The sequence below is a fragment of the Xanthomonas translucens pv. cerealis genome (assembly GCF_006838285.1).
Classification (GTDB): Bacteria; Pseudomonadota; Gammaproteobacteria; order Xanthomonadales; family Xanthomonadaceae; genus Xanthomonas_A; species Xanthomonas_A cerealis.
This window is the reverse complement of sequence record NZ_CP038228.1, coordinates 560,736-579,621: the sequence shown is the minus strand read 5'-3', so window position 1 is coordinate 579,621 and position 18,886 is coordinate 560,736. Positions and strand designations below refer to the sequence as shown.

Below are 18,886 nucleotides of genomic sequence, written 5' to 3'. Positions count from 1 at the left end.
CAACTGCAGTTCGAACGCCTTCAGTACCGCACGGGTGCGGTCGCGTACCCCGAGCTTGGATAGGGTGAGCGGGCGCCGCTTGCGCGCCACTGGCTCGCGCGCCCGCGAACGCCCGGCGCGCTGCGCAGGGCCGGGCATCCTGTCGCGTCAGACCAACTGCAGCTCGAACGCCTTCAGTACCGCACGGGTGCGGTCGCGTACCCCAAGCTTGGACAGGATGTTGGACACGTGGTTCTTGATCGTGCCCTCGGCCACGCCCAGCGAGTTGGCGATCTCCTTGTTGGAGAAGCCGCTGGCCATCAGCCGCAGGATCTCGGTCTCGCGGTCGGTCAGCGGGTCGGGCCGGTCCAGGCTGACGAAGTCGTTGCGCATATGCTCCAGGCCCGACAGCAGGCGCTGGGTCACCGCCGGCTGCACCAGCGAACCGCCAGCGGCGACCGCACGGATCGCCCCGACCAGCTGTTCCAGCGACACATCCTTGAGCAGATAGCCCTTGGCCCCGGCTTTGAGTCCGGCCAGCACCAGTTGGTCGTCGTCGAAGGTTGTCAGAATGATGGTCGGCGGCAGCGTGCCGTTGCGCGACAGCATCTGCAGCGCCTCCAGCCCGGACATCGCCGGCATGCGCATGTCCATCAGCACCACGTCCGGCTTCACCTGCGGGATCAGCTCCACCGCCTGGCGGCCGTCGTTGGCCTCGGCGATCACCTCGATCCCGCCGTCCAACGCCAGCAGCGAGCGGATCCCCTGCCGCACCAGTGTTTGGTCGTCGACCAGGCAGACACGGATCATCACAGCACTCCTTGTGAAACGGCAGGCGGCAGCAACGCGGCCGCGCTCGGGACCGCGACGCGCAGGCGAAAGCCCGTGCCCTGCGGCGCATCGATCTCCAGGCTGCCACCATACTGACTCAGCCGCTCGCGCATGCCGCGCAGGCCGTTGCCGGTCAGCAGGGTCTCGCAGCCGCGACCATCGTCGCGGGCCTGGATCAGCACCAGCGGACCCTCGCGGCGCACCTGGATCCACAGGTTGTCGGCCTGCGCATGGCGCACCGTATTGGTGATGATTTCCTGGGTGCAGCGCAGCAAGACATGCGCGCGCTCCGGATCCTCGACGGTCAACGGCGCGTCCACCTGCAGGTGGATCCGCAGCGACGGCACCCGCTCGACCAGCGGCCGCAACGCCGCGGCCAGGTCGATCGCGCCGCTGTCGCGCAGATGGCTGACCGCCTCGCGCACGTCGGTCAGCAGCAGCTTGGCCAGTGTATGCGCCTGGTGCACATGCTCCTGCGCGCGACCCTCGGTGATGTGGCCGGCCACTTCCAGATTCAGGCTCAGCGCGGTCAGGTGGTGGCCGAGCAGGTCGTGCAGTTCGCGCGAGATGCGGGTGCGCTCGTTGACCCGGGCGCTTTCGGCCAGCAGCGCGCGGGTGGCGCGCAGCTCGGCATTGAGTTGGCGCTGCTCCTCGCGGGCCTGGGCCTGCTGCCGTGCGACCAGGCTGGTGACGAAGATGAACATGGAGAAGCCGCCGTACAGCAGCGACTGCATCAGCGCGTCGAACATCGGAAAGCCGACCAACAGATAGTAGACCGGCAGCACCGCCAACTGGCTGAGCACCAGCCACAGCACGCCGATCCGCACCGGCAGCAGCCACGGGATCACCCCCGCCGCCACCATCATCAGGATGCTGCCCAGCCCGCTTCCTGTCAGATAGCTGACCGCCAGCGCGCAGACGGTCAACAGCAGCAGGATCAGGCGATCGTACCAATGCGCATGGCCGCCACTACCGAGCCCGCGGGTCAGCCAGTAGTAGCTGCCGCCGAAGGCGATGAAGAAGCCGGACATCATCGCCGCCTCCCAGCCGCCACGCCGGTTCACGCCCTCTTCCGGGATCCAGTAGGTGTAGACCAGCGGCATGGCGATCATCGCCCAGGTGAACAGGCCGGCGAAGCGCAGGACGCGGGTATGGCTGAGGTTTCCCAACATGCATGCATATTAGGATGAACGGCGCGCAATGCACTCCCACGGAAGTCATGCATGCGCGGCTCGCCGCCCCGCGCCCCGCGTGCGATAATCCGGCGGCGGTCCGCATCTGGCCGCGCGCATCAGCAACGGAGTCCCAATGTCGATCGTCATCCGCGACGTGCGCGAGCACGAGCTCGATTCGGTCCTGGCCCTGAACAACAACGCCGGACTGGCGATCCTGCCCCTGGATTCGGCCAAACTGCACCGCTTCTACGAGACCGCAGACTATTTCCGCATCGCTGAGCGCGACGGCAACCTGGCCGGCTTCCTGGTCGGCTTCGGCGGCGACAGCGATCACGACAGCAGCAATTTCGCCTGGTTTCGCGAGCGCTACCCGGCGTTCTTCTATATCGACCGCATCGTGGTGGCCAGCCGCCGCCGCGGCGGCGGCGTCGGCCGCGCGTTCTATGCCGACGTGCAGAGCTATGCCGAACTACGCTATCCGCAGCTGGCGTGCGAGGTTTTCCTGGATCACGGCGCGGACGCGGCGCTGCTGTTCCATGGCAGCTTCGGTTTCCGCGAAGTGGGCCAGAACACGATGAACGAGGTGGAGGTGCGTGCGAGCATGCTGTTGAAGGATTTGTGCAGTTACGCCTGGGTCCGCGAGACCTACGGCGAGCAGTTGCCCGACCTGCCCTGGGTCGGCCATGCCCACCGCCTGCAACGGGCCCCGCGCCCGGCCGGGGACTGAGCGTGTCGTCGGTGAATCTGGATTTCGAGCAGGCAGGCGAACTGAAGATCGGCCAGGTCGGCATCGCCAACCTGCGCATCCGCACCCTGGACGTGGCGCGCCTGGCGCAGGAGATGCGCGAGCGCGTGCAGCGCGCGCCCAAGCTGTTCGGCCACGCCGCGGTCATCATCGATTTCGGCGGCCTGGCGCAGGCGCCGGACATCGCCACCGCGCGCGCGCTGCTGGACGGCCTGCGCGCGGCCGGTGTGCTGCCGGTGGCGCTGGCCTACGGCACCCGCGAGATCGAGCAGCTGGCCGAGGCGCTGGGCCTGCCGCTGCTGGCCAAGTTCCGCGCCCAGTACGAACGCATCGACGGCGGCGCCCGCGCTGCGGCGCCCGCCCCGGTGTCGCCGCCCCCGCCGCCGCCCGCTGCGGCGCGCCCGCAACCGGGCCGCATGCACAAGACCGCGGTGCGCTCGGGCCAGCAGCTGTATGCGGAACACTGCGACCTGACCGTGGTGGCGCCTGTCGGCGCTGGCGCCGAGGTGATCTCCGACGGCAGCATCCATATCTACGGCAGCCTGCGCGGACGCGCCCTGGCCGGCGCGCAGGGCAACACCGAGGCGCGGATCTTCTGCCGCGACTTCCACGCCGAACTGGTCGCCATCGCCGGCCACTACAAGGTGCTGGACGATATTCCCAAGGAACTGCGTGGCAAGGCCGTCCAGGTCTGGCTGGAGCAGGACCAGATCAAGATCGCCGCGCAAGATTGACGCGGCCCTACAACCGAACGTATCAGGAGACATTCCTTTGGCTGAAATTATCGTAGTCACCTCCGGCAAGGGCGGCGTCGGCAAGACCACCACCAGCGCGAGCCTGGCCTGCGGGCTGGCGCGACGCGGCAAGAAGGTCGCCGTGATCGACTTCGACGTGGGCCTGCGCAACCTCGACCTGATCATGGGCTGCGAGCGCCGGGTGGTGTACGACTTCGTCAACGTGGTGCACGGCGAGGCCACGCTCAAGCAGTCGCTGATCAAGGACAAGCGCTTCGACAACCTGTACGTGCTGGCCGCCTCGCAAACCCGCGACAAGGACGCGCTGACCCAGGACGGCGTGGAGAAGGTGCTAAAGGACCTGGTCGCCGAAGGCTTCGAATACATCGTCTGCGATTCGCCGGCCGGCATCGAGAAGGGCGCGTTCCTGGCGATGTATTTCGCCGACCGCGCGGTGGTCGTGGTCAATCCGGAAGTCTCTTCGGTGCGCGACTCGGACCGCATCATCGGCCTGCTCGACTCCAAGACCCGCAAGGCCGAGCAAGGCCAGACCGTGCCGGCGTTCCTGCTGCTGACCCGCTACAGCCCGGGCCGGGTAGAAGGCGGCGAGATGCTCAGCATTACCGACGTGGAGGAAGTGCTGGGGCTGAAGGCGATCGGCGTGATCCCCGAATCCGGCGACGTGCTCAATGCCTCCAACAAGGGCGAGCCGGTGATCCTGGACGGCGAATCCCCGGCCGGCCAGGCCTACGACGACGCGGTGGCCCGGATCATGGGCGAAGAGCGCCCGATGCGCTTCATCTCCGTGGAGAAGAAGGGCTTCTTCACCAAGTTGTTCGGAGGGTGAGCATGGGACTATTCGACTTTCTCAAGGCCAAGAAGAACACCGCCGAGACGGCCAAGAACCGCCTGCAGATCATCATCGCGCAGGAGCGCAACCACCGCGGCGGCCCGGATTACCTGCCGCTGCTGCAACGCGAACTGCTGGAAGTGATCAAGAAGTACGTCAACATCGACGCCGACGCGGTCAAGGTGGACCTGGTCAAGGACGGCGAACACGACGTGCTCGATATCTCGGTGGCATTGCCGGAAGGGCCGACGCCCTGAGTTGCGCAGCGCGCTGCGGTCGCAGATAGCGGCCATGGCGCGCTGCCTGCGCCGCGTTGTTCGGTGGTGTGTTCGATGTAACGTCCTGACCAAGATGCACTAGGGCGTCTGCAATGGGCCATGGTTGCGTGCACAACCCCAGCTGCGCTCACCGAACGCATCAGCTTGAGCGGCACGGTAGTCGAGCTGCCGGCCTGCTCAACCGCCGCCAATACGTTGCCGATTGCGTCTCTCGCCGCTCCTCCTTCCCGACCTCCCAATGCAGACCAACGCCTCCCGCTCCGCACCCGCTGCCGAGGTCCTGACCGTCGGCGCCATCGGCCTAGACGCGCCGCGCGCGCTGCTGGCCCGGCATGGACTGATGCTGCACCGGGTCGCCGATGACGCCAGGATTCCCGGCAGCTACTGGGGCGAACCGGAAGCGGGGGTGATCGCCAGCGACGTGTACGTGCGCGACGACACGCCGGTGCACTCGCTGCTGCACGAAGCCTGCCACCTGATCGTGCTGCCGCCGGAACGGCGTGCGCTGGTGCATACCGACGCCACCGACTCGGACGAGGAAGAGGACGCCACCTGCTACCTGCAGATCGTGCTGGCCGACGCGCTGCCCGGCGTCGGCAGCGCGCGGCTGATGGCCGACATGGACGCGTGGGGCTACACCTACCGTCTGGGTTCCACCCGCGCCTGGTTTGAACAGGACGCCGAAGACGCGCGCGCCTGGCTGCTGCAGCGCGGACTGTTGCCGCAGCAGGCCTGAGGCCCACGCAAGCAAGCTCCTCAGCTCTCTGAACTCCTGAAGGAGCGGCTTCAGCGGCAACCAACGCAGCACGGAGGCCAACTGGCAACAGATCGCACAGGCGGGGGCGGCCTGCTCTGATCTGCCCAAACTGCCTGGGCTCGGTCCGATCCTGCGCGCCACCTTGGCGGCGCGGTTGCCCGAGCTGATCGTCGCCCTGGTCGGGCTGGCGCCATTCAATCGCGACAGTGGCCGCTGGCGCGGCCAACGCCGCATCCAGGGCGCGCACGTCGACGTGCGGCGGTGCTGTACATGGCCACCTGGGCCTCGCCTCGACCCACACCGGCTCCCGGCTGGCACACACCGACGCCCGCCTGACCGCCGCAGGCAAACCTGCCAAGGTCGCCATCGTCGCGTGCATGCAGAAGTACCTGCGCTGGCTCAATGCGATCACGCGCGAACGAGCATCGTACGCACCTCCTGCCATTGCTTCTGCATGACAGTTGACTCCCACAGGGGGTTAGGCGCGGCAATGGCGCAGCGGCCTTTCGATCGTACTCCGCCTCTACAGCGTGTCCAGGTCGCCCAGCGCGCGAATCAGGCGCCGTGCGCGCTTGTCCGGCTTGCCGTCGGGTGCCCGGTAGCCGTTGCGTTCGGCGTTGCGTTGCGCGCGTTGCTGCACGCGCCGCTCGCGCGAGGCGTCGCTCTCCAGGTACAGCGTCTGCGCGACGCTGGCCGGGCCGCGGTCGTCGCTGAGCGCCAGCACCCGGATCTCGAACACTTCCTCGCCGCGCTCCACGCGCAACTGTTCGCCCACGCGCACCGCGCGCGAGGATTTCGGCCGCTGCCCGGCCACGTCGACCTTGCCGGTTTCCACCGCCTGCTTGGCCCCGCTGCGGGTCTTGAAGAAGCGCGCGGCCCACAGCCAGACATCCAGCCGGACCACGCTCGGTTGCGCTAGCGGTTCATTCATCGTGCTTATGGAAATCCACCTGCATGGGTTGGGTGACGGGTCGCTCGCTGGACCACTGCAGCCACGGTTCTGGATGGCAGCGCTGCCGGCGCTGGCTGAGCGCCAGGCCGTCAGCGCGCGGCGGGAGCGCGCTGTCGTCCTCGCCGACCAGGCATTCCGGTCGCTCGCCGGGCCGCACGGTGGCATCGCCCCAGCGCGCGCTGTCGGCGCAGCCGGCCAGAACCAGTGCCAGCGCGCTGCATCCGATCCACTGCAGATTGCGGCGCGATTTCGGCATTGCAAGTTCCTCTGGTTGTTTATGTGTGCCGACAACTGTTCCAGCCGCTGCAAGCCGGCCCGCGCATCGACGCATTCAGCCTAGGACGTTGCCCGCCGCGCCACACCTGCCATGCGTTGCCTCCCGGGCTTTGCGTGCAGGTGTTAGTGTGCGCTGCTTCCCGTTCCCGTCCCGCAGGCACGCGATGCCCAAGTCCGCCGCGCTCACCGAAGGCCCGATCGGCCGGCAGTTGCTGCTGTTCGCGCTGCCGATCCTGGCCGGCAACATCGCGCAGTCGCTGAACGGTTCGGTCAACGCGATCTGGGTGGGCCGCTACCTCGGGGAGGCGGCGCTGACCGCAGCGGCCAACGCCAACAGCATCATGTTCTTCCTGATCGGCTCGGTGTTCGGCATCGGCATGGCCGCCACCATCCTGATCGGCCAGGCAATGGGCCGCGGCGACGTGCTGCAGGCGCGGCGGGTGATGGGCACCAGCGCCACGTTCTTCCTCGGCATCTCGGTGTTGATCGCGGCCGGAGGCTGGTGGCTGGCGCGGCACCTGCTCGCCGCGATGGGCACCCCGGCCGCCTCGCTGCCGCTGGCAGAGGCCTATCTGCGGGTGATCTTCCTGGCGATGCCGCTGCTGTACGCGTTCGCGTTCCTGTCGGCGGCGCTGCGCGGCACCGGCGACTCGCGCACGCCGTTCCGCTTCCTGCTGCTGTCGGTGGCGCTGGACATCGGCTTCAATCCGTTGCTGCTGTTCGGGCTGGGGCCGTTCCCGAAGCTGGGCATCGCCGGCGCCGCCTGGGCCACGCTGATCGCCCAGGCCATCGCCCTGAGCGGCCTGCTGCTGTACCTGCGGCACAAGCGCCATGTGCTGTGGCTGGGCCGGCAGGATGCACAGCTGTTCCGCATCGATACGACGATCCTGCGCGCGCTGGTGGTCAAGGGCGTGCCGATGGGCCTGCAGATGGTGCTGATCTCGCTGGCGATGATCGTGATGATTTCGATGGTCAACGGCTACGGCACCGATACCTCGGCCGCCTATGGCGCGGCGATGCAGTTGTGGACCTACGTGCAGATGCCGGCGATGGCGATCGGCGCGGCGTGCTCGTCGATGGCCGCGCAGAACGTCGGCGCGCAGCACTGGGACCGGGTCGCGGCGTCCGCGCGGCAGGGCGTGCTGTTCAACTTCCTGCTGACCGGCGCGCTGATCGCGCCGCTGATCCTGCTCGACCGCTGGACCCTGTCCCTGTTCCTGCCGCCGCACAGCGCCGCGCTGGACATCGCGCGCCATCTCAACCACATCGCGGTGTGGTCGTTCCTGTTCTTCGGCGTGACCTTCGTGATCTCCGGCGTGGTCCGCGCCACCGGCGCAGTGCTCCCGCCGCTGCTGATCCTGGCGCTGTCGCTGTGGGGCATCCGCGTGCCGTTCGCACACCTGCTGCAGCCGCAGTTCGGCGCCGATGCGGTGTGGTGGAGCTTTCCAACCAGTTCGATCTGCGCGATGTCCTTGTCGCTGGCCTATTACCGCTGGGGCAACTGGCGCAAGGCGCGCATGCTGAGCCAGCCGCGTGCGGAGGAAATGGCGCATCCGGCGGAAGTGCCGGCGGCGCCGCCGGCCGCGGTCGCGGACGTGTCGATCGTGCAGGATCCGGCGCGCTGAGCGCTGGCGCCCGCGTTTCGATCAAGAGGCAGTCGCCTGTGGGAGCGGCTTCAATGGCGACGGACTCTCTCGGGAAGTCCCGTCGCGACTGAAGTCGCTCCCACATACAGCCTGCGGGCGACTCCGGGAAAGCGCTCTCGCTTCGTTTCGGCCGAAGCGGCATCGAGGGAACGCGGTCGGCACTACTGGAGCACCCGACGCTCTAGCGGCGCGGATGGTCCGCGGCTTCGCTCGGTCGCGGTTGAAGCCCTACAGGGACCTGCGGCGAGCTGTCTGGGTGCACTGTAGGAGGGGCTTCAGCCCCGACCGGAACCTCCCGCCCATGTCATGCCCAACGCAAGCCCGGCACATCGAGCGCAGCGGCGCAGCCACCGCGAAATCACCGCATCCGGCCCCACAAACGCAAACGGCCGCCCGAAGGCGGCCGTCGCGGCAGCGACCGGAGTCGCCGGGGGATTACTCGGCCTTGGCGGCGGCCGCAGCGGCCTGGCGCGCGACCTTGGCCTGCGCAGCGGCGGCCAGATCTTCCTTGATGCGGGCGGCCTTGCCTTCCAGACCACGCAGGTAGTACAGCTTGCCGGCGCGGACCTTGCCGCGGCGCTTCACTTCGACCGAGTCGATGATCGCGCTGTGGCTCTGAAACACGCGCTCCACACCGAAGCCGTGGGAAATCTTGCGCACGGTGAACGAGGAGTTCAGGCCGGCGTTCTTGGTGCCGATCACCACGCCTTCGTAGGCCTGCACGCGCTCGCGGTTGCCTTCCTTCACCTTGACGTTGACGACGATGGTGTCGCCCTGGTTGAACTCCGGCAGCTTGCGCTGGATCTGGGCGGCTTCGAAGTCGGCCAGGATGGTCTTGTTGAGCTTGCTCATGGTGGGCACCGCTTGTGTCTGGTGAGGTGGTCCGGCAGTCGCCGCACGGCGATTGCGCGAGGCGATTACGCGATATCGGGGAACGGGCCAAGACGCAGATGGCTTGACCGGAAAGCCGGGCATTTTAACCCAGTCGTGCCGCCATGGCTAGGGCTTGGATGGATTTTCCTGCTGGCGCACCGGATCGGCCCGCAGGCCCTGGCGGAATTCCTGCAGCAGGCGGCGGTCGGCCGCGCTCAGCGCCGCTTCGTCCAACAGCTCCGGGCGCCGCAGCCAGGTCCGGCCCAGCGCCTGCATGCGCCGCCAGCGCGCGATCGCGGCATGGTTGCCGGAGCGCAGAATGGCCGGCGCCTCGCCAAGCGCGTGTTCGCGCGGATGGGTGTAGTGGGGGCAGTCGAGCAGCCCGTCCGGGCCTTCGAAGCTGTCCTGGGCGGCGGACTCGGCATCGTTCAGCGCGCCCTCCTGCAGCCGGGTCACCGCATCGACCAGCACCGCCGCGGCCAGCTCACCGCCGGACAGCACGTAGTCGCCGATCGAGATCTCCTCGTCCACCGCGGCGGCGACAAAACGCTCGTCCACGCCTTCGTAACGCCCGCACAGCAGCACCAGCCGCGGCAGCGCCGCCAGCTGGCGGGCCTTGGCCTGGGTCAGCGGCACGCCCTGCGGGCTCAGGTAGATCACCGGCGCCGGTTGCGCGTCGGCATCGCGCACCGCCTGCAGACAGGCCTGCAGCGGCTCGATCATCATCACCATGCCCGGGCCGCCGCCGAACGGGCGGTCGTCCACCTTGCGGTAGCCGCCCGTGGCGTAATCGCGCGGATTCCAGCCATGCAGCGCCAACAGTGCGCGCTCCTGCGCACGGCCGACCACGCCGAACGCGGCGCACTGGGCGACGAACTCGGGAAACAGGCTGATGACGTCGATGCGCATGGGTGGACTCGGGACTCGGGACTCGGGACTCGGGACTCGCAGAGCCTGGGCGGCCGCTGGACCGGCGCAAGCCCCCGGCACCCTCAGAATTCCGGGTCCCAGTCGACCACGATCAGGTTGGTGTCGAAATCCACCGACTTGACGTAGTCCGGCTGCACGAACGGCAGCAGTCGCTCGCGGTCGCCGCGCACCACCAGCACGTCGTTGGCACCGTTGGAGAACAGGTGCGAGACCTGCCCCAGGGCCACGCCGTCGACGGTGCGCACGTCCAGACCTTCCAGGTCCACCCAGTAGTATTCGTCGGGCTTGGGCGACGGCAGGGTATCGCGCGCCACGTAGATCTCGGTGCCGCGCAGCGCCTCGACCGCATCGCGATCGGTGACGTCGGGAAAGGTGACCACCAGGTGCTTGCTGGATTCGCGGCCGCGCACACCACTGAGGCTGCTTTCGCTGCCGTCGGGCTTGCGCACGATCCAGGGCTGGTAGCGAAAAATGGCCAGGCGCGGCTCGGTCCACGACTCGAGCTTGGCCTCGCCACGTACGCCGAATGCGCCCAGGATCCTGCCCAGCAGGACGCGGCGCTGGCTGTCTTTCATAGGTGCAAAAACCGAAGGGCCGCGCCAGGCGCGGCCCGCAGGATCAGGCCGCGGCGGCCTGGGCCTTGGTCGCTTCGCGATACAGGTTGCGCACCTTGTCGGTCAGCTGCGCGCCGTTGGACACCCAATGGTCCACGCGCGGCAGGTCGAGCACGATGCGCGGCTCGGCGCCCTGCGCGACCGGATTGTAGTAGCCAAGGCGCTCGATGTTGCGGCCGTCGCGCGCGCTGCGCACGTCGGTGACGATGATGTGGTAGAAGGGACGCTTCTTGGCGCCGCCACGGGTAAGGCGAATCTTGACCATGGTTGAGTTTCCGGTGTTGCCCAGTCGCCAGGATGGCGCGGTAAGCCAGCGATTATAGCGGGCGGCCGGAACGCTGCCAAGTCATCCCCAGACCGGTCAGATGGCTTGCCAGGCTTGGGTCTCGACGGCCGCGTTCAGTATTCGCAACAGCTCCGCGGCCGGCCCCAGCGCCTGCCCGTCCACCGCGGCGATGGCCTGCTGGCCGCGCGCATTGCAGGCGAAGGCGGCGGCATACCCAGCCAGTTCGCGCAGATGCAGCGGCCGCACCTGCTGGGCGATGCCAAGCGCAGCCAGGCCGGCCTGCAGCAGCCGCTCCTGGGTGCCGCGCAAGGCCGGCGCCTGCGGCCACAGCACGCCCTGCCCGTCCCAGGCACCCAAGTTCCAGGTCGAACCCTCAGCGATCAGGCCCTGCGCATCGATGAACAGCGCGTCGTCGAAGCCGGCCTGCAGCGCCAGCCGGCGCTGGTGGAACAGGGCGAAGGTGCCGGCGTGCTTGATCTGCGGCAGTTCGCGCGCGAACACCGCGCTGCGCAGCCGCAAGGGCGTGGCGTCCGCCTGCGCGGGCGCAGCCAGCGACACCAGCAGCTGCGGCGTACAGGCCGCATCGGCGCGGCGGAAATCGAAGTCGCGCGCGAATACGCTGGCGCGCAGCGACGCATCGCCGCTGCCGAATGCCTGCAGCGCAGCGCGCAACTCGGCGCGAATCCGATCGGCCGGCAGGTCGCTGCCGAACAGCGTGCGGGTAGCCTCATCGAGCCGCTGCAGATGCAGGCCGAAGCCGCGCACTGCGCCGTCGCGTACCTGCATCGTGCTGAAGTGGCCGTAGTTGACCAGCGCCGGCGCGGCCAATGCCGCCGCGCTCGCCGGCCGGCCTTCGCAGAACAGCCTCGCGCTCACAGCAGCGCCTGCGCCTGATCCCACCAGGTTTCGACCAATGCCGCCGCCGGCTGCGCCGGCGCCAGCCACGCCGATTGCCCAGCCCATGCCTGCATCGCCGCCAGCCGGTCTTCGTGCGCGGCGGTCTGGCGCATCGGCGCGGTCAGCCCGCGCTGCACCGGGTATGGGCGCGGCGGCGGCGCGGTCGGTTCGGCCGCGGCGCGCACGTAGTCGGTGACCAGCGCGCGGCCGAGGCGGCCGGAAAAAGCGCAGGTCAGCGCGGTCTGTTCCGGTTCGGCGCCCGCCAGCGCCTCGGCCCAGGCGGGCGCTAGCGCCGCCTCCGGGGTGCGCAGGAAGGCGGTGCCGATCTGTACCGCGCTGGCGCCCAGGGTCAGCGCCGCGGCGATACCGCGGCCATCGCCGATGCCGCCAGCGGCGATCACCGGCACGTCGAGCCGGTCGGCCAGCCGCGGCAGCAGCGCGAACAGACCGCTCAGCTGCTGCCCGGCGCGCGCCGCATCGAATGCGCCGCGGTGGCCGCCGGCCTCGGCGCCTTGCGCGACCACCGCATCGGCCCCGGCCGCCTGCGCCGCCAACGCTTCGTCCAGCGTGGTGGCGCAGGCGAACCAGGCGATGCCGGCCTGCTTCAGCTGGGCGACGAAGGCGGGCGGGAACAGGCCCATGATCGAGGACGCCACTGCCGGGCGCGCGTTCAGCAGTGCGGCGCATTGCGCAGCGAAATCGGCCATGCCGGCGTCGCCGGCCGCGGTCTCGACCGGCGGTCCCCATTGCGCGAGGAATGCGCGGGTGGCGGCCTCGGCGGCGGCATCGCGCAGCGGCGGCGGATCGGGCACCCACAGGTTGACCTGCGCCGGCCCGTCGCTGCCGTGGCGGAACGCCTGCATCCAGGTGCCGATGTCCGCGGCCGAGGACAGCACCGCGCCCATCGCGCCCATGCCACCTGCCTGCGCGACCGCCACCGACAACGGCACCGGACAGGCGCCGGCCATCGGCGACAGCAGAATCGGCATGCGCAGGGCGAAGCGCGTGCGGAACGCGGTGACGCGGTGGTGCAGCGAATCGTTCATGGCGGGTCGATGCCGCGGTGGCGGTGGCGGATGGCGCAGCGGATGATGCCAGTTTCTGCGCGGCGCGCTGCGTGCTGACGAGGCGGCTTCATCCTCACCCTCGCCTCTCCATGCATCGCGAGATGGCTGTTCCTTCTCCCGTCGGGACCATGCCCCCCCCTTTTCGGGGAAGGTGCCCCACAGGGGCGGATGAGGGTACGGGCGCCTCGCCCCCCCCCCCCCCCCAAACTCCGCGAGACGCTTTCGCGCCGGACCCTCACCCCACCCCCTCTCCCGGGGGAGAAGGGCTACTTTCCGAGCGCTGCGGGGAGGCTCAGCGGAACGGCAGACCGCCGCGGCCGCCCATGCCGCCCATGCCGCCCATCATGCCCTTCATGCCGCGCATCAGGCCCTTCATACCGCCGCCAGCCATCTTCGACATCATCTTTTCCATCTGCTGGTATTGCTTCATCAGCTTGTTGACGTCGGCCGGCTGGGTGCCGGAGCCGCGCGCGATGCGGGCGCGGCGCGAACCGTTGAGCAGGGTCGGATTGCGCCGCTCCTTCTTGGTCATCGAGCCGATGATCGCGATCATGCGCGGCACGTCCTTGTTGCCGGCGACCTGCTGCTTGAGATGCTCAGGGATCTGGCCCATGCCTGGCAGCTTGTCCATCAGCCCGGAAATGCCGCCCATGTTCTGCATCTGCTCGAGCTGGTCGCGCATGTCGTTGAGGTCGAACTTCTTGCCCTTGGCGACCTTCTCGGCGAGCTTCTGCGCCTTGTCCTTGTCGACCTGGTGCTCGACCTGCTCGACCAGCGACAGCACGTCGCCCATGTCCAGGATGCGGCTGGCCAGGCGGTCGGGATGGAACACATCCAGGCCGTCGGGCTTCTCGCCTACGCCGATGAACTTGATCGGCTTGCCGGTGATGTAGCGCACGCTCAGCGCGGCGCCGCCGCGGGCGTCGCCGTCGGTCTTGGTCAGCACCACGCCGGTCAGCGGCAGCGCCTCGCTGAACGCCTTGGCGGTGTTGGCCGCGTCCTGGCCGGTCATCGCATCGACCACGAACAGGGTCTCGGCCGGGGTGATCGCGGCGTGCAGCGCCTTGATCTCGGCCATCATCGCTTCATCGATGGCGAGGCGGCCGGCGGTATCCACCAGCAACACGTCGACGAAGGACTTGCGCGCGTCGGCGATCGCCGCGCGGACGATATCCACCGGCTGCTGCGCCGCCTCGGACGGGAAGAACAGCACCCCGACCTGCTCGGCCAGGGTCTTGAGCTGCTCGATCGCGGCCGGACGGTAGACGTCGGCCGAGACCACCATCACCTTCTTCTTGCGCTTTTCCTTCAGGTGCTTGGCCAGCTTGCCGACCGTGGTGGTCTTGCCCGCGCCCTGCAGGCCGGCCATCAGCACGATCGCCGGCGCCGGCACGTTGAGGTTGAGGTCGCTGGCGGCCGAACCCATCACCGTGGTCAGCTCGTCGCGCACGACCTTGATCAGCGCCTGGCCCGGGGTCAGGCTCTTGAGCACTTCCTGGCCGACCGCGCGCACCTTGATGCGTTCGATCAGCGCCTGCACCACCGGCAGCGCGACGTCGGCCTCGAGCAGCGCGATGCGCACCTCGCGGGTGGCTTCGCGGATGTTCTCCTCGGTCAGGCGGCCGCGGCCGCGCAGACGCTGCATGGTGCCGGAGAGGCGTTGGGTGAGGGATTCGAACATGCGGGTGGGTCGCAGACGGGAAACGGTAGCCGATTATAGCCGCGCCCGTTGTAGCCGCGCCCGCCGGCGATCGCGGAGACGCCGCCGCCTCGGGGCCGCCGCCGCGCGCGCAGCACGGCACCCGCGCCACCAGTGCCGGCCCGATATGCGAAACTGGCGCGATGTTCCTGATCCTCGTCGCGACCCTGCTGTACCTGAGCGCCACCGGCCTGCTGGTCGGCTCGGTGGTGCGCGACCGGGTCGAGCGCAGCCGCGTCTGGCTGTGGGCGGCGCTGCCGGCGGTGGCGCTGCATGCCGGCTATCACGTGCAGGTGGCGCTGCACACCGCCGGCGGGCCGGACATGCACTTCTTTGCCGCGCTGTCGCTGGTCAGCCTGGGCATGGCGCTGATGACCACGCTGGTCGGCGCCAGCGGGCGCATGGCCGCGTTGGGGGTGGTGGTGTTCCCGCTGTCGGCGGCGCTGCTGCTGGCCTACCACTCGCACGGCCACGAACCGGCGCCGGTGCTGGACTGGCGGCTGCAGCTGCACGCGTGGATGGCGCTGCTGGCCTACGCCACGCTGGGCATCGCCGCGCTGCTGGCGGTGATGCTGTGGCTGCAGGAGCGCGCGCTGCGGCGCCGCGACTTCCACCCGTGGCTGCGCGCGCTGCCGCCGCTGACCGCGCTGGAGACGCTGCTGTTCCGCACCATCGTGGTCGGCTTCATCCTGCTGACCCTGACCCTGCTGACCGGGGTGCTGTTCGTGCAGGATTTCCTGGCGCAGCGGCTGGTGCAGAAGACCGTGCTCAGCGTGCTGTCGTGGATCGTCTTCGGCGCACTGCTGTTCGGCCGCTGGCGCTACGGCTGGCGCGGGATCAAGGCGGTGCACTGGACGCTGGCGGCGATGCTGTTGCTGCTGCTGGCGTTCTTCGGCAGCAAGTTCGTCATCGAACTGGTGCTGGGCCACCCGCAGTAGCGGCTGCAGGGCAGCCCCGGGAGACGCTGTCTGCCGGCAGGCCGGTAACGCGCCTCAATCGGCCAGCGCCGCCTCCACCGCGGTCCAATCGGCATGCGCGCCGACCTCGGCGAAGCGGTATTGGATGCGGTGCCGGTAGACCTGACCGGGGCGCAGGATGGTGTCGGGGAAGCCCGGCTGGTTCGGCGCATCCGGATAGCCCTGCGGCTCCAGGCACACGCCGCGGCCCAGGCCGGGATGCTGGCGGTCCAGCCAATGCCCTTCGTACAGCTGCAGCGCCGGCATCGCGCTGGCGATGCGCATGGCCACGCCGCTGTGCGGCGAATACAGGATGGCGCTGCAGTCGCGCGGTTCGGCCAGCACCAGGCAATGGTCGTAGCCGCCGCTCAGGCGCAACTGCGGATCGGCGGCGCTGTCCTTGTCGGCGATCGCGCGCGGGCTGCGGAAGTCGAACGGCGTACCGGCCACCGCGGCGACCTCGCCGGTCGGCAGCAACGCGGCGTCGGCCACCGGCAGGTAGCGGTCGGCAGGCACCCGCAGCCATTGCGCGGCGGCGGCCACACCGGCGTCGCCGGCCAGGTTGAAATACGGATGATGGGTGAGATTGAGCGGGGTCGGCGCGTCGGTCTGCGCAGCGAACTCCAGTTCCAGGGTGCGCCCGTGCACGTTGAACTCGGCGCTGACCTGCACGTTGCCCGGATAGCCTTCCTCGCCGGCCGGCGAGTCGTAGTGCAGTTGCAGGCGGTGCTCGGACTGCACCTGCACCGACCACACCCGGCGCCCGAATCCGCGCGTGCCGCCATGCAGATGATTGGCGCCCTCGTTGGCGGCGACCGCGTGGCGCTGCCCGTCCAGGTCGAAGGCCGCGCCGGCGATGCGGTTGCCGAAGCGGCCGACCAGCACGCCGAGATACGCCGGATCGTGCAGGTAGGCGTCCAGCGTCGGCAGGCCGAGCACCAGCTCGGTGTGGCCGCGCGCGGTGTCCAGGCTGAGGCTGCGCAACAGGCCGCCGTAGGTCAGCAGCTCCGCGCGCAGGCCTGCGCCGCTGTCCAGCACCACACGTTGGATGGCGGTACCGTCCGGAAGCTGGCCGAAGATCGATGACATGCAGGTGTCCTTTGAGTGGGCGCGTTCACGCGTGCCGCGCAGCATAACCAGCGCGGCCGCCCGCAAGCCATCGTCGCGCACACTGGCGCAGCGATGCACCGCGCCACGCGCTTGCCGCTGCGATTGCATACCAACACAAGGCGCAATCCACGCACGTAATCTGCGGCATCGCATCATTGCAATCCCCATATCGCTACGCCGATTTAAATCATTGGTCGGCGATCTATCGCACGCCTATCCTCGATCCGCGCATCGGGAGCGCAACGGCAACGCACGACGCTGGACCGTCGCCGCAGCAATGCGAATCGGCTATAGCAGCGAGGATTTAAATGATTGGTCGCAACGCGCTGACCTGCCTATGCTCGAACCGCGGCCGGGATCCGCTGCCGTGCTGTCGCACCCTCACCGGTCACAAGGATTGCGATCTGCACCGCTACCGACACCCTGCCACGCACTGCCAGCTGCCGCCGCCGTTCGCCGTGCGTGCGCCAGCCGCCATCATCCGATTGCATGCGCCGCACGCGGCGAGTGCCGCCCTTCACCGACGCGGCGCCCTAGCGGGCAGCCGCCGCCCCAACGCCCCAGGAGACCCACGATGCTCTCGACCCGCTCACTGAAGAACGCCGCGCTGCGCTGGCGGCGACGCCTGCCACTGGCCGCCGCGGTGGCCACGCTGACGCTCGGTGCCGGACTGGCGCAGGCCGCCGACGTGGAAGTGCGCGGCACGCTGCGCGCCGACCAGCCGGGCGCGCAGGTCTCGCGCAATCTGTTCGGGCAGTTCGCCGAACACCTGGGCAACGGCATCTACGGCGGCGTGTGGGTCGGACCGGACTCGAAGATCCCCAACACCCGCGGTTACCGCAACGACGTGGTCGCGGCGCTGAAGGCGCTGGACGTGCCCAACATCCGCTGGCCCGGCGGCTGCTTCGCCGACGAATACCACTGGCGCGACGGCATCGGCCCGCGCGCCAAGCGCCCGACCAGCATCAACACGCACTGGGGCGGCGTCGAGGAACCGAACAGCTTCGGCACCCATGAGTTCATGGACTTCACCGAGCTGCTCGGCACCCAGGCCTACGTGGCCGGCAACGTCGGCGACGCCGCGCCGGACGAAATGGCGCAATGGGTGGAGTACATGACCGCGCCGACCAAGTCCACGCTGGCCAACCAGCGCCGCGGCAACGGCCGCCAGGCGCCGTGGAAGGTGCCGTACTTCGGTGTCGGCAACGAGCTGTGGGGCTGCGGCGGCAACATGCGCGTGGAATACGCCGCCGACGTGTATCGCCGCTACCAGACCTTCGTCAAGTCGCCGGCCGACCAGAAGATCATGAAGATCGCGCCCGGCCCCAACGATTCGGACTATCACTGGACCGAAGTGATGATGCGCGAGGCCACCAAGTTCATGGACGGCCTGAGCCTGCATTACTACACCTTCCCCGGCGGCTGGCCGCCGCGCGCCTCGTCCACCGATTTCAACGAGAACGACTGGATCGAGACCCTGTCGCGCACGCTGGTGATGGACGAGCTGCTGACCAAGCACAGCGCGATCATGGACAAGTACGACCCCGACAAGAAGGTCGCGCTGGTGGTCGACGAATGGGGCACCTGGTACAAGGGCCTGCCCGACGTCAATCCGGGCTTCCTGCGCCAGCAGAACACCTTGCGCGATGCGCTGGTGGCTTCGCTCAACCTGGACATCTTCGTCCAGCACGCCGACCGCGTGCGCATGGCCAACATCGCGCAGATGGTCAACGTGCTGCAGGCGATGATCCTCACCGACGGCGAGAAAATGCTGCTGACCCCGACCTACCACGTGTTCGCGATGTACAAGCCGTACCAGGACGCGACCGCGCTGCCGCTGCAGATCAAGGCGCCCGCCTACACGCATGGCGAGTACACGGTGCCGTCGGTGCACGGTTCGGCGGTCAAGGCCAAGGACGGCCACGTCTATGTGGCGCTGACCAACCTGGATCCGAACCGCAGCGCCGAGGTCGTGGTGCAGGTCGGCGGCGTGCAGGCCGGCGGCGTCAGCGGGCAGATCCTCACCGCGCCGAAGATCACCGCGCTCAACACCTTCGAGCAACCGCAGGCGGTGCAGCCGGCCGCGTTCAACGGCGCCAGCCTGCAGGGCGGCACGCTGAAGGTGGCGCTGCCGGCCAAGGCGATCGTGATGCTCAAGCTGCAATAGACGCGATAGTCGCGGACGCCTTCGCGCCTACCCTCCCGCTGCAGGGCGCGGGCAGGTCGTCCGA

Annotated in this window: 20 protein-coding genes; 8 read left to right on the top strand and 12 right to left on the bottom strand. The window is 69.0% G+C overall.

What is annotated here, in order from left to right; genetic code table 11:
• Positions 1-147: 147 nt before the first annotated feature.
• A complete protein-coding gene (locus E4A48_RS02600) occupies positions 148-789 on the bottom strand; it encodes a response regulator (RefSeq protein ID WP_003465620.1) in 642 nt (213 codons plus the stop codon).
• Positions 789-1,982 carry a sensor histidine kinase gene (locus E4A48_RS02595; RefSeq protein WP_039005616.1) on the bottom strand — a complete coding sequence of 398 codons (1,194 nt, stop codon included), beginning with the start codon at positions 1,980-1,982 and terminating at the stop codon, positions 789-791. The genes E4A48_RS02600 and E4A48_RS02595 overlap by 1 nt, the downstream gene beginning before the upstream one ends.
• Positions 1,983-2,118: 136 nt before the next feature.
• On the opposite strand from E4A48_RS02595, the gene E4A48_RS02590 reads away from it, so the two are divergent.
• From E4A48_RS02590 to E4A48_RS02570, 5 genes are all read left to right on the top strand, one after another.
• The gene (locus tag E4A48_RS02590; RefSeq protein WP_142741842.1) at positions 2,119-2,712 is read left to right on the top strand and encodes a GNAT family N-acetyltransferase; all 594 of its coding nucleotides are present in this window, start codon (positions 2,119-2,121) and stop codon (positions 2,710-2,712) included.
• A gap of 2 nt (positions 2,713-2,714) precedes the next feature.
• Entirely contained in the window at positions 2,715-3,464 is a 750-nt protein-coding gene (minC, locus tag E4A48_RS02585; protein WP_142741841.1) for a septum site-determining protein MinC, read from the top strand.
• A 37-nt stretch (positions 3,465-3,501) separates the two neighbouring features.
• Positions 3,502-4,311 (top strand): septum site-determining protein MinD, encoded by an 810-nt coding sequence (gene minD / locus E4A48_RS02580; RefSeq protein ID WP_003465615.1) that lies wholly within the window; start codon positions 3,502-3,504, stop codon positions 4,309-4,311.
• Positions 4,312-4,313: 2 nt separating this feature from the next.
• Positions 4,314-4,571 carry a cell division topological specificity factor MinE gene (gene minE, locus E4A48_RS02575; protein ID WP_009608870.1) on the top strand — a complete coding sequence of 86 codons (258 nt, stop codon included), beginning with the start codon at positions 4,314-4,316 and terminating at the stop codon, positions 4,569-4,571.
• A gap of 259 nt (positions 4,572-4,830) precedes the next feature.
• Entirely contained in the window at positions 4,831-5,328 is a 498-nt protein-coding gene (locus tag E4A48_RS02570) for a hypothetical protein (RefSeq protein WP_142741840.1), read from the top strand.
• A 544-nt stretch (positions 5,329-5,872) separates the two neighbouring features.
• Here E4A48_RS02570 and E4A48_RS02560 read toward each other — a convergent pair.
• Both E4A48_RS02560 and E4A48_RS02555 read right to left on the bottom strand, forming a co-directional pair.
• Entirely contained in the window at positions 5,873-6,280 is a 408-nt protein-coding gene (locus E4A48_RS02560) for an RNA-binding S4 domain-containing protein (RefSeq protein ID WP_142741839.1), read from the bottom strand.
• Positions 6,273-6,557 carry a hypothetical protein gene (locus E4A48_RS02555; RefSeq protein ID WP_142741838.1) on the bottom strand — a complete coding sequence of 95 codons (285 nt, stop codon included), beginning with the start codon at positions 6,555-6,557 and terminating at the stop codon, positions 6,273-6,275. The genes E4A48_RS02560 and E4A48_RS02555 overlap by 8 nt, the downstream gene beginning before the upstream one ends.
• Positions 6,558-6,741: 184 nt before the next feature.
• On the opposite strand from E4A48_RS02555, the gene E4A48_RS02550 reads away from it, so the two are divergent.
• Positions 6,742-8,202: an MATE family efflux transporter gene (locus E4A48_RS02550; RefSeq protein ID WP_039005626.1), complete on the top strand. Its 1,461-nt coding sequence runs from the start codon at positions 6,742-6,744 to the stop codon at positions 8,200-8,202.
• Positions 8,203-8,658: 456 nt separating this feature from the next.
• Here E4A48_RS02550 and rplS read toward each other — a convergent pair whose 3' ends face one another.
• The 7 genes from rplS to ffh all read right to left on the bottom strand — a co-directional run bounded on the left by rplS (position 8,659) and on the right by ffh (position 14,571).
• The gene (gene rplS, locus E4A48_RS02545) at positions 8,659-9,075 is read right to left on the bottom strand and encodes a 50S ribosomal protein L19 (RefSeq protein ID WP_003470862.1); all 417 of its coding nucleotides are present in this window, start codon (positions 9,073-9,075) and stop codon (positions 8,659-8,661) included.
• Positions 9,076-9,222: 147 nt separating this feature from the next.
• A complete protein-coding gene (trmD, locus tag E4A48_RS02540; protein WP_142741837.1) occupies positions 9,223-10,005 on the bottom strand; it encodes a tRNA (guanosine(37)-N1)-methyltransferase TrmD in 783 nt (260 codons plus the stop codon).
• Between the two features lie 83 nt (positions 10,006-10,088).
• Positions 10,089-10,601, bottom strand: a complete 513-nt coding sequence (gene rimM, locus E4A48_RS02535) for a ribosome maturation factor RimM (RefSeq protein WP_142741836.1) — start codon at positions 10,599-10,601, stop codon at positions 10,089-10,091.
• A gap of 43 nt (positions 10,602-10,644) precedes the next feature.
• Complete coding sequence (rpsP, locus tag E4A48_RS02530) at positions 10,645-10,905, bottom strand: 30S ribosomal protein S16 (protein ID WP_142741835.1); 261 nt, start codon at positions 10,903-10,905, stop codon at positions 10,645-10,647.
• A 96-nt stretch (positions 10,906-11,001) separates the two neighbouring features.
• Positions 11,002-11,802, bottom strand: a complete 801-nt coding sequence (locus tag E4A48_RS02525) for an aminotransferase class IV family protein (protein ID WP_039005632.1) — start codon at positions 11,800-11,802, stop codon at positions 11,002-11,004.
• Positions 11,799-12,869 carry an NAD(P)H-dependent flavin oxidoreductase gene (locus tag E4A48_RS02520; protein WP_039008874.1) on the bottom strand — a complete coding sequence of 357 codons (1,071 nt, stop codon included), beginning with the start codon at positions 12,867-12,869 and terminating at the stop codon, positions 11,799-11,801. Before E4A48_RS02520 ends, E4A48_RS02525 begins: the two co-directional genes overlap by 4 nt.
• 313 nt (positions 12,870-13,182) lie before the next feature.
• Positions 13,183-14,571, bottom strand: a complete 1,389-nt coding sequence (gene ffh, locus E4A48_RS02515) for a signal recognition particle protein (RefSeq protein WP_039005634.1) — start codon at positions 14,569-14,571, stop codon at positions 13,183-13,185.
• A 161-nt stretch (positions 14,572-14,732) separates the two neighbouring features.
• On the opposite strand from ffh, the gene E4A48_RS02510 reads away from it, so the two are divergent.
• On the top strand, positions 14,733-15,527 hold the full coding sequence (locus E4A48_RS02510; protein ID WP_039005635.1) for a cytochrome C assembly family protein: 795 nt from the start codon (positions 14,733-14,735) through the stop codon (positions 15,525-15,527).
• Between the two features lie 54 nt (positions 15,528-15,581).
• Here the strand turns inward: E4A48_RS02510 and E4A48_RS02505 are convergent, their stop codons facing one another.
• On the bottom strand, positions 15,582-16,634 hold the full coding sequence (locus tag E4A48_RS02505) for an aldose epimerase family protein (protein WP_142741834.1): 1,053 nt from the start codon (positions 16,632-16,634) through the stop codon (positions 15,582-15,584).
• A 595-nt stretch (positions 16,635-17,229) separates the two neighbouring features.
• Between E4A48_RS02505 and E4A48_RS02500 the strand changes: the two genes are divergently transcribed.
• Positions 17,230-18,822 (top strand): alpha-N-arabinofuranosidase, encoded by a 1,593-nt coding sequence (locus tag E4A48_RS02500; RefSeq protein WP_260608047.1) that lies wholly within the window; start codon positions 17,230-17,232, stop codon positions 18,820-18,822.
• Positions 18,823-18,886: the final 64 nt, after the last annotated feature.

Coding starts and splice junctions, on each gene's coding strand:
- E4A48_RS02600 (WP_003465620.1), bottom strand. CDS start 789: ATGATCCGTGTCTGCCTGGTCGACGACCAAACACTGGTGCGGCAGGGG.
- E4A48_RS02595 (WP_039005616.1), bottom strand. CDS start 1,982: ATGTTGGGAAACCTCAGCCATACCCGCGTCCTGCGCTTCGCCGGCCTG.
- E4A48_RS02590 (WP_142741842.1), top strand. CDS start 2,119: ATGTCGATCGTCATCCGCGACGTGCGCGAGCACGAGCTCGATTCGGTC.
- minE (WP_009608870.1), top strand. CDS start 4,314: ATGGGACTATTCGACTTTCTCAAGGCCAAGAAGAACACCGCCGAGACG.
- E4A48_RS02570 (WP_142741840.1), top strand. CDS start 4,831: ATGCAGACCAACGCCTCCCGCTCCGCACCCGCTGCCGAGGTCCTGACC.
- E4A48_RS02560 (WP_142741839.1), bottom strand. CDS start 6,280: ATGAATGAACCGCTAGCGCAACCGAGCGTGGTCCGGCTGGATGTCTGG.
- E4A48_RS02555 (WP_142741838.1), bottom strand. CDS start 6,557: ATGCCGAAATCGCGCCGCAATCTGCAGTGGATCGGATGCAGCGCGCTG.
- E4A48_RS02550 (WP_039005626.1), top strand. CDS start 6,742: ATGCCCAAGTCCGCCGCGCTCACCGAAGGCCCGATCGGCCGGCAGTTG.
- rplS (WP_003470862.1), bottom strand. CDS start 9,075: ATGAGCAAGCTCAACAAGACCATCCTGGCCGACTTCGAAGCCGCCCAG.
- trmD (WP_142741837.1), bottom strand. CDS start 10,005: ATGCGCATCGACGTCATCAGCCTGTTTCCCGAGTTCGTCGCCCAGTGC.
- rimM (WP_142741836.1), bottom strand. CDS start 10,601: ATGAAAGACAGCCAGCGCCGCGTCCTGCTGGGCAGGATCCTGGGCGCA.
- rpsP (WP_142741835.1), bottom strand. CDS start 10,905: ATGGTCAAGATTCGCCTTACCCGTGGCGGCGCCAAGAAGCGTCCCTTC.
- E4A48_RS02520 (WP_039008874.1), bottom strand. CDS start 12,869: ATGAACGATTCGCTGCACCACCGCGTCACCGCGTTCCGCACGCGCTTC.
- ffh (WP_039005634.1), bottom strand. CDS start 14,571: ATGTTCGAATCCCTCACCCAACGCCTCTCCGGCACCATGCAGCGTCTG.
- E4A48_RS02510 (WP_039005635.1), top strand. CDS start 14,733: ATGTTCCTGATCCTCGTCGCGACCCTGCTGTACCTGAGCGCCACCGGC.
- E4A48_RS02505 (WP_142741834.1), bottom strand. CDS start 16,634: ATGTCATCGATCTTCGGCCAGCTTCCGGACGGTACCGCCATCCAACGT.
- E4A48_RS02500 (WP_260608047.1), top strand. CDS start 17,230: ATGCTCTCGACCCGCTCACTGAAGAACGCCGCGCTGCGCTGGCGGCGA.